Annotated in this window: 12 protein-coding genes and 1 riboswitch; of the genes, 6 read left to right on the forward strand and 6 right to left on the reverse strand. The window is 56.7% G+C overall.

Annotated elements, in window-relative coordinates; translation table 11 throughout:
- Nucleotides 1–165 precede the first annotated feature (165 nt).
- The 3 genes from IQ273_RS23565 to IQ273_RS23575 all read right to left on the reverse strand — a co-directional run bounded on the left by IQ273_RS23565 (nt 166) and on the right by IQ273_RS23575 (nt 1790).
- Nucleotides 166–558 (reverse strand): DUF1636 domain-containing protein, encoded by a 393-nt coding sequence (locus tag IQ273_RS23565; RefSeq protein ID WP_194025595.1) that lies wholly within the window; start codon nt 556–558, stop codon nt 166–168.
- 84 nt (nt 559–642) lie between these two features.
- Nucleotides 643–1080, reverse strand: a complete 438-nt coding sequence (locus IQ273_RS23570) for a hypothetical protein (protein WP_194025596.1) — start codon at nt 1078–1080, stop codon at nt 643–645.
- Between the two features lie 114 nt (nt 1081–1194).
- A riboswitch (cobalamin riboswitch) is annotated at nt 1195–1399 on the reverse strand.
- Nucleotides 1400–1481: 82 nt separating this feature from the next.
- Nucleotides 1482–1790, reverse strand: coding sequence for a hypothetical protein (locus IQ273_RS23575; RefSeq protein ID WP_194025597.1), 309 nt, complete (start codon nt 1788–1790; stop codon nt 1482–1484).
- A gap of 251 nt (nt 1791–2041) precedes the next feature.
- Between IQ273_RS23575 and IQ273_RS23580 the strand changes: the two genes are divergently transcribed.
- The 4 genes from IQ273_RS23580 to IQ273_RS23595 all read left to right on the forward strand — a co-directional run bounded on the left by IQ273_RS23580 (nt 2042) and on the right by IQ273_RS23595 (nt 6178).
- Nucleotides 2042–3373, forward strand: a complete 1332-nt coding sequence (locus IQ273_RS23580; RefSeq protein WP_194025598.1) for an aminopeptidase P family protein — start codon at nt 2042–2044, stop codon at nt 3371–3373.
- Nucleotides 3374–3557: 184 nt separating this feature from the next.
- On the forward strand, nt 3558–4319 hold the full coding sequence (locus tag IQ273_RS23585) for a response regulator transcription factor (RefSeq protein WP_194025599.1): 762 nt from the start codon (nt 3558–3560) through the stop codon (nt 4317–4319).
- A 223-nt stretch (nt 4320–4542) separates the two neighbouring features.
- A complete protein-coding gene (locus IQ273_RS23590) occupies nt 4543–5280 on the forward strand; it encodes a response regulator transcription factor (protein ID WP_194025605.1) in 738 nt (245 codons plus the stop codon).
- A gap of 220 nt (nt 5281–5500) precedes the next feature.
- A complete protein-coding gene (locus IQ273_RS23595) occupies nt 5501–6178 on the forward strand; it encodes a hypothetical protein (RefSeq protein ID WP_194025600.1) in 678 nt (225 codons plus the stop codon).
- Here the strand turns inward: IQ273_RS23595 and IQ273_RS23600 are convergent.
- Nucleotides 6175–6984 (reverse strand): peptidoglycan recognition family protein, encoded by an 810-nt coding sequence (locus IQ273_RS23600; protein WP_313898219.1) that lies wholly within the window; start codon nt 6982–6984, stop codon nt 6175–6177. The genes IQ273_RS23595 and IQ273_RS23600 overlap by 4 nt on opposite strands.
- Before the next feature lie 102 nt (nt 6985–7086).
- Complete coding sequence (locus IQ273_RS23605; protein ID WP_194025601.1) at nt 7087–7533, reverse strand: T3SS (YopN, CesT) and YbjN peptide-binding chaperone 1; 447 nt, start codon at nt 7531–7533, stop codon at nt 7087–7089.
- Nucleotides 7534–7763: 230 nt separating this feature from the next.
- Here IQ273_RS23605 and IQ273_RS23610 point away from each other — a divergent pair, with 230 nt between their 5' ends.
- Both IQ273_RS23610 and IQ273_RS23615 read left to right on the forward strand, forming a co-directional pair.
- Nucleotides 7764–8585 carry a mannosyl-3-phosphoglycerate phosphatase gene (locus tag IQ273_RS23610; RefSeq protein WP_194025602.1) on the forward strand — a complete coding sequence of 274 codons (822 nt, stop codon included), beginning with the start codon at nt 7764–7766 and terminating at the stop codon, nt 8583–8585.
- A gap of 300 nt (nt 8586–8885) precedes the next feature.
- On the forward strand, nt 8886–10088 hold the full coding sequence (locus tag IQ273_RS23615) for a glycosyltransferase (RefSeq protein WP_194025603.1): 1203 nt from the start codon (nt 8886–8888) through the stop codon (nt 10086–10088).
- Between the two features lie 113 nt (nt 10089–10201).
- Here the strand turns inward: IQ273_RS23615 and IQ273_RS23620 are convergent.
- Nucleotides 10202–11695: DEAD/DEAH box helicase (locus tag IQ273_RS23620; protein ID WP_194025604.1), on the reverse strand; the 1494-nt coding region annotated here is incomplete at its 5' end.

Consider the following 11695-nt stretch of genomic DNA (forward strand, 5'->3'; position numbering starts at 1 on the left):
ATCCACTCATCCACTCATCCACTCATCCACTCATCCACTCATCCACTCATCCACTCATCCACTCATCCACTCATCCACTCATCCACTCATCCACTCATCCACTCATCCACTCATCCACTCATCCACTCATCCACTCATCCACTCATCCACTCATCCACTCATCCACTACCGGGCGATCGCACCTTCCAAGCTCTCAGCCACCAGCGGCGGCAGCACATAGGCGGTGGCCTGCTTAATGGCGGGCGATCGCAGCCCATAAGGCACTTTACCCAGATCAGCCGCAGCGTACTGGCGGCAAAATTCTGCCAGATCCGGGGCGGCCTGGTGGGGCGACAGGTCGTTAAAGATAAAGGTGAGCTTACCGGGGGCAGATAGGGCGGCGTTGCAGGCGCGATCGCAGGCTGCCATACAGCGCACCGGCTGCAGAATAACCGTATCGTCCTCTAGCTGGGACGCGAGCTGATCGATCAGGTGCTGGCCCCCGGATATATCTCCCGCCCCGGCCTCAGCGGCGGGGAACTTGCACAGGGCACAGACAAACAAGGTGGGTTGGGTCATAGGAATTAACAAAAGACATGAATGGACACACAAATAGACTGCACCAGCCATGGCTACGGCTTGGGGCTAGTGAAATTAGGGTGGTTAGGGCTGTGGAGCCAGGCTAAACTCGGCAGCGCGAGCACCCATCTGGCGAAAGCACTCCGGCGGCGGCACCGCCAATCCCTGCAAGCAGGTGACGTAGGGAGGCGAGTCGGCCAGCAGCAGCAAAATTACGTCTTGAGCTGGGTCGTAGGTGACTACGGCTTCGTCTAGGGGCAGCCGCTGGTCGAGAGCCAGGCCAAAATCGCGCCAGTAGCTGGCCAGATTAGCCTGAGCTACAAAGCGCAAGGTGTAGGCTACGGCGGTGCGGCTCCAGTCGACTGTCGCGGTGACACCGGCCACTTCACACACCACCATGCCTCGCCCCTGGCTCAAAAACCCCTGCCAGGCGGCGTGGCCAATAGGTAACCAATACTCGCGAATAAACAGCGGCTGCCAGTTACCAAAGCAGCCCTGCCACACACTGTCGTGACTACGCATAGGCCCTAACCCGTGGGAGATTGGGTTAGAGCAAGCATGAAAGATTGCCCTGGGCTCTTGCACTCCAGGACAGACAAAACCTTATAAGCTGTCATCTGTACCTCGCAGATGGGAAAGAAGTGGGCATCCATCGGCGGGCATTCTGACTCACTCAATTTTGGATTTTGGATTTTGGATTTTGGTTTCACATTCCGCCAAAATCTAAAATTCGAAAGCTAAAACTGGTTCACAGCTGCGGGACAGTGGCAGAGTTTCACTGCGCTTTCCCCGTTTCCTTCAGCGGCTGACCCCCGCTAAAACCGACAGAGTTGCATACTAGCACTTCAACGCCGGGGCAGCGTGTAGCCGATCTAGATTCTTGACCTGCGGCGGCAGGCCCGGCTAGCTCTGCGCTACCGACCCTAAGGGGCCTGGCGGCGACGGTAAGCAGCCATATAAACCACATTGTCGCCAGCGCGATGATCGCCATGAGGGGCGACCAGCCCAGCCGCTTTAACCTGCTTAGCCAGCGCTACGGGCAGGGTAGAGCCAGGTTCAGGGGGAACCCAAAGCTGCTTGAAGCTCACGTTCAGTTCTGCCTCTGGAGCCCAGTCTTGCTGACGAATCCAGCAGCGATCACGATCGCATCGTACAACCACAAAGTCTGGTACGTGGTCGTCTTGACCCTTGAGGCGCACTCTTGAGCCGGGTCGAATTGTTAAGGAAGCCATAGCGCTGCACCTGAAATAGGCTAGCCGTTATAGATCCAAGAATAGTTCATTTGAACTGATTTCTGAAGCGTCTATGTACAAAAAAATAATTATTGCATTTATTCTAAAAGATAGTGTCGAAGTTTGGGGTTAACGGCCAGCGCTAGGGGGTTAACGCTAGATTTAGAATTTCAGTCGCCTGCGATCGCCAGGGCTGGTGCTCAGGCTAAAGCTCTATGGCAGACTTAAAGCAGTTATTGGCGCTAGATTCTATGCCTCTTCAGACGGCTCCACTACCCCTAGCTCAGTTGCTTCAGGCCCGCCGCGATCGCCTGGCTGAGCTATACCCAGACCCGGTAATGCTGTGGTCAGGTCAGGCCGTTTCGCGCAACTTTCCGGCCAATGTTTACCCTTTTCGGGCCAATAGCCACTTTTTGTACTTTGCCGGTCTACCTCTGGCCAACGCCGCCATTCATTTAGAAGGGGGACGGTTGACCCTGTTTATGGATGACACCTCCCCGGCGGCGGCCCTGTGGCATGGCCCAACCCCCAGCCGAGACACCATTGCCGCCGAAATGGGGGCCGCAGCGGCTTACCCCTATGAGCATGTAGACCATTACCGGGCAGAATCTACAACATTGCCCTCCCAGGCCAAATCTAACCCAGACCGTAGCCAGGCTTTGGTCGAAGCTTTAGTGACCCTGCGGCTGCACCACGATGACGACGCCCTGGCGCAAATTGAGCGCGCCGCCGCCGTGTCGGTGGCGGCCCACCGGGCGGGGATGGCCGCCACCCCTAATGCCACCACCGAAGCCGAGGTGCGAGCCGCCATGGAGCAGGTGATTATGGCTCGGGGGATGACCTGCGCCTACAACAGCATTGTCACCGTCCATGGCGAAGTACTGCACAATGAGCAGTACCACCACACCCTGGCTCCCGGTGATCTGCTGCTGGCCGATGTTGGGGCCGAGGCTCCCAGCGGCTGGGCTTCCGACATTACCCGCACCTGGCCGGTGTCGGGCAGATTTACCGCCGCTCAGCGCGATATTTACGATGTGGTGCTGGCCGCCCACGATGCCTGCATTGCTGCGGCCCAGCCGGGGGTAGAGTACCGCGATCTGCATCTGCTGGCCTGCCGTACCCTGGCGTCAGGGCTGGTCGAGTTGGGCCTGCTCAAGGGCCACCCCGACAGCCTGGTCGAACAAGATGTCCACGCCCTATTTTTTCCCCACGGGGTGGGTCACCTGCTGGGGCTAGACGTTCACGATATGGAAGATTTGGGCGATGTGGCGGGTTATGCCACCGGGCGGACCCGCAGCGATCGCTTTGGACTCAAGTTTTTGCGGCTCGATCGCCCCCTGGCCGCCAATATGGTGGTCACGATTGAACCAGGGTTTTATCAGGTGCCCGGCATTATAGGCCCGGCCCGGCAGTCGGGCCAGTATAGCGACACCATTAATTGGGAACGCCTGGACGCGTTTCAGGGGGTGCGCGGCATTCGCATCGAAAATGATGTACATATTACCCCTACCGGTTGCACCGTTTTAACTGCCGCGCTGCCTACCAAAGCCGACGCCGTCGAAGATCTGGTGAGCGGCGTATAAGGGCTTTAGTAGGCAGCATGTAGAGGCTTTGGTGAGAAGCATGACAAAGCCCTGGTAAACAACGCCTAGCCGGTTGCTTGGGCCAGGGGGTAAACTGAGCTTAATAACGTCTTAGCTTTCTGGAGGCTATTCCATCCCTCTAGGGGCTGATATGATTGCACTGAGCAGTTTTTAACCGTTCCCTATGAATTCTGTAGATCTTACGGCCCAGTCCCAGCCTAGCCTACGGGTTGGTTTAGGTCGGGTGCTCATTGTCGAAGACGAAGAACTGATTCGAGAAACGGTAGCCCTGGGGTTGGCCGAAGAAGGATTTGACGTGTTGCTGGCCGCAGATGGTTTGGCCGCTCTAGACATGCTGGGCGGAACCTCAGTGTCGAGCCGCACAGACCGACCAGAAATCAACCTAGTGGTGCTAGATCTTATGCTGCCCGGCATGAATGGGCTAGATCTGTGCCGACTGCTGCGTCACCAGGGTATTGATGTGCCCATTTTGGTGCTGAGCGCCAAGGGTACCGAAACCGACCGGGTAGTAGGGCTTGAAATTGGGGCCGACGACTATCTCACTAAGCCCTTTGGTATGCGAGAACTGGTTGCTCGCTGTCGGGCACTACTGCGGCGGCAGCGGGGCAAATCTACCGCCGAGAAAGACAACGTGCTCAAGTTTGAAGACATTACGCTGTACCCCCAGGAGTGCCGCGTTTTTCTCCAGGGCACAGAAATTAATCTTTCCCCTAAAGAGTTTCGGATTCTAGAGCTGTTTATGGGGCAGCCCCGACGGGTCTGGTCGCGCGACCAGATTATTGACCAGGTGTGGGGCCATGACTTTATGGGCGACAACAAAACTGTAGACGTTCACATCCGCTGGATTCGCGAAAAACTAGAGGCTGATCCTAGCCATCCTCAGTACCTCAAAACGGTGCGCGGCTTTGGCTACCGGTTGGGTTAGTACCCAGGCCCGCAGCAAGCTGGTCAAAGTGACGAATTATTAAGGTCGGCGGAGTGTTTACTCCAGCGCGGTTTAACTTCAGCAACAAATAAACCCGCAACCTAGTTTCTCGTTTAGCCTATAGAGGCAGGGGTGCATAACCGGGCTGCGTGCCAGGGTTTAGGTCTTGGTCGTTAACCGTCGAGGTTTACCTGCCAATGCTTTAGACCTGGTGTATAACGTCATGCCGCTCACTATTTTAATTGCGGAAGACGACGAGGGCACTCGCCTTTCGCTGTGTGACTATTTAGAACTTGAGGGCTACTCGGTACTGATGGCCAGCCATGGTGAAATGGCGCTGCAGCAAGTGTTTAGTCACCAGCCCCAGCTGATCATTACCGACGTTGGCATGCCTGGGCTAGACGGCTACTCTCTGGTACGAAAGGTGCGTCAGTTTCCGGCCTTTCGGCTGCTGCCGGTTATTTTTTTGACGGCCCACAATCAGACCAAAGACCGCATTAAGGGCTACCAGTTGGGTTGCGACCTGTACCTGCCCAAACCCTTTGAGCTTCAAGAAATTGGGGCCATTGTGCGAAATTTGCTGGAGCGATCGCAGCTGGTGCAGTCAGCTTGGATTCAGCAGGTAGCGCTGAGTACCGCTCAGCAGCGAGCCATGCAGACTAACGAATTACCTTTTGACCCGGCTCCAATGCCGCCCCCGACCATGAGCCCAGGGTCACCGTCTGAGGCTGTCGTCCCCTGGTCTCCGTCTTCGGGCGACCTAATGGCTGACTTTACCGCCCGCGAGCAAGATGTTTTGGCGCTGCTATCAGACGGGCTGTCGAATGCTCAAATCGGCGATCGCCTGTTTTTAAGCCCCAGAACCGTTGAGAAGTATGTCAGCAGCCTATTGCGTAAGACCGAAACCAGCAATCGCTCAGAGCTGCTGCGGTTTGCCATTAGCCATCACCTGGTGCCCTAGCCCCCGGTAACACCATAGGCGGTTTGTGTAGGGGAAACACCGTTTGCCCAGCCCTACTGGGGTTAGCCAAGGTGGGTTCAGTATGGTTTCAGCTACGTCGAGCGGCTAGTCCCCTAACTCTGTCGTTCAGATGATCGAGGGTGAAAGCCTTTGAACGTCCTAATGTCAGTACAAACGTTTTAAAATGAGAATTGCTGTATTACTCATGTAACTTTTTACTGTGGCGCGTTTTTTGACCCCAGTTCTGCTGCTGTTGTTGCTGCCGCTGGCTAGCTGCCGCTTGCCAGCCGCGCCGGATGTACCTACGACTCAGCCGTCATCGCCCAATGTGGTGGAGCTAGAGCAACCCGCCGCCGATACCCTGGTGATTGCGGGACAGCGGGTTGGCCCTGTCACCGCCGAGACCCGCCGGGTCGATTTGGCCGCCCATTACGGCGAAGCCGCCCTTGAAGATGCCCCTATTCCTATGGGCGAGGGCACCACCGCGCCGGGGACCGTAGTCACCCCTGGCCCCGAGCAGCAGTTTTCGGTGGTGTGGCAAGATGCTAGCCAAACCCGACCTCAGCTGATCAAAGACTTTGGCCCCGCCTGGCAGACTCCTGAAGGGTTGGGGGTCGGCATTCCCTATTCAGAGGTAGAAGCTATCTTGGGCGACTTTCAGCTCTACGGCTTCGCCTGGGATTACGGCGGCACCGTGATGCTAGAGGAAAGTCAGCTAGACCAGTACGACGGGTACCTGCTGCTGCGGCTTCAACCAGCGACGACGGCCATCGACCAGCACTCGGAGGCTTACCAGACGATGATGGGCGACCAGCTATTTGATAGCAGTAACCCTAGTCTGAACGTGCTAGAACCATCGATCTACGAAATGTTGGTGTACTTTGACCCCCTGACCTAACCAGACAAACCGCTGCGGGTAGGATAGCGGCGCAGCAGCGCAAAGAACCCCTGACCATTAAAGCTACGCGGATCCATTCTGTTGCCAGAGCGATCGACTGCCTGGTGGGTGGTAATGCGGCTGTCGGGGATGGTGGTTTGGGCCAGCAGCCAGGCTAAGGAGGCATACTGGTTCGGGGTATAGCCGCTGTGGCTGCGGCGATTGTTCATGCCATCGCCTGGGGTCTCTAAGGAAATGTGGTAGGCAAAGTTGTTGACCGAGGGGGGAAAGGCCGAATTGGTGCGCACGGTTTCTGGTCCACTGGGGCCGTCAAATACCGAATTGCCTGCGCCAAAGGCTCGCTTCTCGGGGGGCACAATGTAGTAGATCGTGCCATCGCGACCAATCAGGGCGTGGTAGCTCACCTGATCTTGGTCGCGGGGGTGATGGGTGCGAAATAGGTTGATTGCGCTCTGGGCTGAGCCTACGGTCTCGTGCAAAACGGCAATAAAGTCATTTCGGAGCACGCGCCCGTTGATGTCGGTGGCATAGCGATCGCCGAAGTTAGAGGGGTCGGCCAGGGCCGTCACCTGCCGGGGTGGGGCCGCCTGAGCCAGCTGTAGGTTGTCGCTGGTTAAGTCACTTTCGTCAAGCGATCGCGACTTGAGGAATTGCAGCGACGCCCCTGCTGTGGTTTGGACGGGAGATAGATGGCTCACCGTTAGCTGAGATTGCAGTGGTTTTGCCGCCTGGGCCGAAGTGAGCCCCACACTTAGCAGTGCTACCAAAAATCCTGTCAAACCGATCCAAATCCAGCGACGGGCCACAATCACCTCCTCCAGTGCAGTTGGTTAATTTATTTTGTAGCGCGAAATAGGCCAAATGAAAGTGTCCCCTGCGATGGAATTGGCCAGCATGCCCCACCCTCGTCAAGGTGCCCAGCGATCAAGGGCGCGCTTGCCGCCCCAGCGAGCCACAATTTCATCGTCGTAGTTGTCGGCAATTCGGATGACGGTGGTTACAGAGTGGTTTAACTCCAGGCGATCGCAGGTTTCGCCCACCAAACTGTGTTCAAACACAATGTCGTCTTCGGCATCGTAGGCAAAGCGGCCGAAGTAGATGCCGTTGTTTTCGCGCAGTAGGTAATAGCTCAGTTCTGGGGTGAGCTGAATATCGGTTACAACGTAGGACCGAGTCGTAATAAGGGTTTCATTCTGGTGCCAGGGCACGACCCGAGTAGAGGCTACAGCCGACCCCAAATTGACAATGAACAGGGGCTCATCTTCAAAAACCGCCAACGATTCGCCAAACAGCTCGTGCATCCAAGGCAAAATACGATGGTAAACCGCCTCCTGGCCGGGGGTTCTAAACTCCATAACACTCATTGCAGGGGCGAACAGCAAAACCTCAGCCGTGGGCTAAAGCCTTAACAGATTATCCTTAGAGCAGCCCTAAAGAAAAGCTATTTAGGTATTGTCTCACCTTGGCTTTAGAAAGGGGAAAAAAGAAAAATTAGGGAGAATACCGCACGATCGCCCCAGAGTTGCCAAAACGTTTGTAGCGCCTAACCTGGAATTCATCCTGTCACCTCTACCTCGTCACCCCTATGGCCTGCATTGTATTTACGGATCTTGACGGCACCCTGCTCAACGGCGAAACCTACGCCTATCAGGCGGCTCTGCCCACCCTGGCCAAGCTCACTGCCCTGGGCATTCCGGTGGTACCCGTGACCAGTAAAACCCGGCAAGAAGTGGCCCAGCTGCGCCAGGATGTGGGGCTGCGCGACCCCTTTGTAGTCGAAAACGGCAGCGCCGTCTATATTCCCACCGACCAAACTCGATTTGCTCTACCGCCGGGCGACGATGTTGATGGTTACCGGGTGCTCCAGCTAGGCTGCAACTATGTCACCGCCCGGGCCGGGCTGAAGGCGATCGCCCAAGATCTGGGCCGCCCCCTCAAGGGCTTTGGCGACTGGAGCGTCGACCAGGTGGTTCAGCTCACCGGGCTGTCGCCCAGCGAGGCGAAACAAGCTAAGGCCCGAGAATTTACCGAACCCTTTATGACGCCTAAAAACGTGCCCGCCGATCAGCTGCGCGAGGCAGTCGAGGCGATGGGCTTTCGGGTGGTGATTGGCGATCGCTTTTCTCACCTGATTGGGGCCGAGGCGGGCAAGGGCAACGCTGTACACCAGCTGGTGCAGCTCTTTCAGACCAACAACCCTGATGCTAAAACCATTGCCACCATCGGCTTGGGCAACAGCCCCAACGACCTCGACATGCTCGAAAACGTCGACTACCCGATTGTGCTGCCCAGTGCTCACGGTCCCCACCCCCAGCTAGCTGACCGGGGCTGGCCGGTCGCGATCGCCCCCGCCCCAGAGGGATGGGCACTGGCAATCGAGAATGCTTTGGCTCAGATTGCTTCCTAGTCGTCTGTTGAGGCAATGTTAAAGGTTTTAGGTTCAAGGTTTTAGGTTCAAGGTTTTAGGTCTCAAGTTCGAAGCAGGCCTTAAACCCTACACCTGAAACCTTGAACCTTCTGTAGCGATACGGATTTTTGAAGCTCCTGTAAATCTAAGGCCGAGGTGGGGCTGCGATCGCTCCAGTTCGGTAGGGTTAGCTAAAAACAGGTGAGGGGCCAGAGGTGGCCTACGTAACCTGGCGCAACAATCTGGCGCAACAGTTCGGGCAACCTGAAAGCAACTATTTACTAGGGAAGAGTGGCAGCTATGAATGTAAGTTGGAGCGAGTTGCTCACGGCAGCCTTAGCCATTGTGCCGCTGCTACTGCTGGTGACCTCAGCTTTTTTGGCCCTGGAGTGCCTGTTTGCCCTGCTTAGTCGTACCCCAGATTCAGCCCCGCCTACCCTGTCTGCCGATCTCTCCCTGGCGGTGCTGGTGCCTGCCCACAACGAAGCGGGCGGCATTGGGCCAACTCTGGCTACCATTACGCCTCAGCTGCGGCCCGGCGATCGCCTGGTGGTTATCGCCGACAACTGCACCGACACCACCGCCGCTGAAGCCTGTGAAGCCGGGGCCACCGTGATAGAGCGCCAGGATTTGGCTCAGCGCGGCAAGGGCTATGCCCTCGACTTTGGCCTGCGCCACCTGGCCGAGAACGCCCCCGATATGGTGATCTTTGTCGATGCCGACTGTACCCTGCACCCCGGCGCGCTGGCTGCCCTGGCCAGCCAGGCCCAGAGCGCTAACCGTCCCGTACAGGCCGTTTATTTAATGGAAAAGCCCGCCAATCCTGGGCTTAAGGACGGTATTTCGGCCTTTGCCTTTAAAGTTAAAAACTGGGTGCGCCCGCTGGGGCTGTACGGCCTGGGGCAGCCCTGCCTGCTGACGGGTACCGGCATTGCTATGCCCTGGGCAGCGGCAACCTCAGTCAGCATTGCCAGCGGCCACATCGTCGAAGACATGAAGCTGGGCCTTGACCTGGCTCTGGCGGGCTACTCGCCTCAGTTTTGTCAGGCGGCCTGGGTGACCAGCCGCCTGCCCAGCGGCGACCAGGCCGCCACCACCCAGCGCACCCGCTGGGAACACGGCCATCTGCAAATGTTTACCGAGTATGTGCCCAGGCTGCTGGGTCAGGCCGTCAGGCAAGGACGACTGGATCTTTTGGCCCTAGCCCTGGAGTTGTCGGTGCTGCCGATTACGCTGCAGGGGTTGGCTGTGGGTGCGATCGCAGCAGGTAGCCTGCTGGTGGCTACAGTGGGTCTTAGCTGGCTGCCTGCTTACTTGGCCCTGGCCGCCTTAGGGTGTTTGGTGCTTGGTATCGGCCTAGCCTGGGTAGGCTACGGTCGTGCCGACCTATCGCTGCGTGACATTCTGGGGGTGCCCGCCTACATGCTGAGCAAGTTTTCGATCTTCTCTAAGTTTTTAACCAAGCCCGAACAAGCCTGGATCCGCACCGAGCGCGACAGATAGGTAAGGTCCTTGCGGTGCATTTGCGCGCAGCGCAATGCACCGCAAGGGTTAGCTAAAAACGGTGCATTGCTACGCGAATGCACCCTACAGTTGACGGACCAAATAATCAATAATCAAGTTCGATGCAAGGTCGTTACTCGCTCAAAGCTCCCACGACCACACTCTTTCTCAAATTCTTGAATGATCCACTCTGGGCGCTTTCCAGTGCGGTGGGCGCACTTCTGGAGATATTCTAAGAACTCTAGAATCTGCTCCTGAGTTGGATGAGTACCCAGGATTGAGCCTAAACACCATTCATCTTTTGGGAAACGGCCACAATGTCGCTTAAATAGGCCTATTGCAGCATCAGGGGAGTTGCCATCACATCTATTCTTGTTACTTCTTTTCCAACGGTTATAGGCGCTAAATCTCTGGCCATGAAAGAGTTTTTTCAAGATAGAAACATCGTCAATCTGGTGAGCTTGCTGGATAGAGTAAACCTCTACCAAATCCTCTGAGTTAAGAACTCGTTCTGTGATCCACTGATGATTACACTCAGGGCATTGAACAACAAAGGACAGCACCATATAGCCACATTGGGGACAGGGTTTCTTAGGTGGTGGACTGCCGTCACCAGTACTCTGTTGCTGTACCGGCAGGTGGTAGTCCTTGATGTCTTCGGGAAAGCCCAGCCGCTCTAGATTCCCCGCTTGGTCGAGAATGATGCCGTACTGCTTGCCCGTTTGGGGTGAAATCCGCATGACCCGACCAATCTGCTGCAGGTGTAGGGCGCTCGACTGCGTTGGCCGCAGCATTAGCCCTACCTCCACACTGGGTTCATCAAAGCCAATGCTGATCACATTGCAGGAGGTGAGCACCAGGATCTTTTCGTCGCGCAGGTCACTGTACATGCGCTTGCGGTCTTTGATGGGAGTGCCGCCTTCCACCGTGTCGGCCAGGATACCGGCAGCGTTAAAGGCATCGGCCACGTGGCGGGCGTGCTCGATGTCGACACAGAAGGCGATCGTGCGCTTACTGGGGCAGAGGCGCTGCCACTCACGGACAATTTTTTCGATTAGCTCGGGGCGATCGCAGGCATTCTTCAGCCCGGCTTCGTCGTAGTCGCCCCGCACGGTCTTGACTTCCTTTAGGTTGGCCACCCCGTCGGGAGGCATACTGTAGTACTTCATGGGGGCCAAAAAGCCCCGCTGCTGCAGGTCGCTGGGCACCGGGGAGGCCACCAGGGTATCCATGTAGTCGCCTAGCTGCTCTTTGCCCAGGCGCTCAGGGGTAGCGGTCATCACCAGGTGTACGGCATTGGGGAAGGTCTTGAGCACCTTCTTGCCCACCTGACTGAATAGGGTGATGTGCCCCTCGTCATAAAACACCACATCGGGGGTTAACTGCTTCCACCAGTGCCGCTTCGACATGGTTTGAATGCTGGCAATCTGAATCGGGGCCTCGCGATTTTCCTCCCATCCCGCTTTGATGAAACCGCAGTGCAGGCCAAAAGACTGCATCTTTTCGTAGGTTTGGCCGACTAGCACATCCAGGTGTACCAAAAACATCAGCCGCTTGCCCGCCCCCTCAGCATGGGCGCAGATCTGCCCACTAATGACGGTTTTGCC

It is taken from the genome of Nodosilinea sp. LEGE 07298 (assembly GCF_015207265.1).
GTDB lineage: Bacteria > Cyanobacteriota > Cyanobacteriia > Phormidesmidales > Phormidesmidaceae > Nodosilinea.

What these genes read in the sequence shown, in the direction of transcription:
- IQ273_RS23580 (WP_194025598.1), top strand. Translation starts at nt 2,042, where the DNA reads ATGCCTCTTCAGACGGCTCCACTACCCCTAGCTCAGTTGCTTCAGGCC.
- IQ273_RS23575 (WP_194025597.1), bottom strand. Translation starts at nt 1,790, where the DNA reads ATGGCTTCCTTAACAATTCGACCCGGCTCAAGAGTGCGCCTCAAGGGT.
- IQ273_RS23570 (WP_194025596.1), bottom strand. Translation starts at nt 1,080, where the DNA reads ATGCGTAGTCACGACAGTGTGTGGCAGGGCTGCTTTGGTAACTGGCAG.
- IQ273_RS23615 (WP_194025603.1), top strand. Translation starts at nt 8,886, where the DNA reads ATGAATGTAAGTTGGAGCGAGTTGCTCACGGCAGCCTTAGCCATTGTG.
- IQ273_RS23610 (WP_194025602.1), top strand. Translation starts at nt 7,764, where the DNA reads ATGGCCTGCATTGTATTTACGGATCTTGACGGCACCCTGCTCAACGGC.
- IQ273_RS23565 (WP_194025595.1), bottom strand. Translation starts at nt 558, where the DNA reads ATGACCCAACCCACCTTGTTTGTCTGTGCCCTGTGCAAGTTCCCCGCC.
- IQ273_RS23605 (WP_194025601.1), bottom strand. Translation starts at nt 7,533, where the DNA reads ATGGAGTTTAGAACCCCCGGCCAGGAGGCGGTTTACCATCGTATTTTG.
- IQ273_RS23590 (WP_194025605.1), top strand. Translation starts at nt 4,543, where the DNA reads ATGCCGCTCACTATTTTAATTGCGGAAGACGACGAGGGCACTCGCCTT.
- IQ273_RS23585 (WP_194025599.1), top strand. Translation starts at nt 3,558, where the DNA reads ATGAATTCTGTAGATCTTACGGCCCAGTCCCAGCCTAGCCTACGGGTT.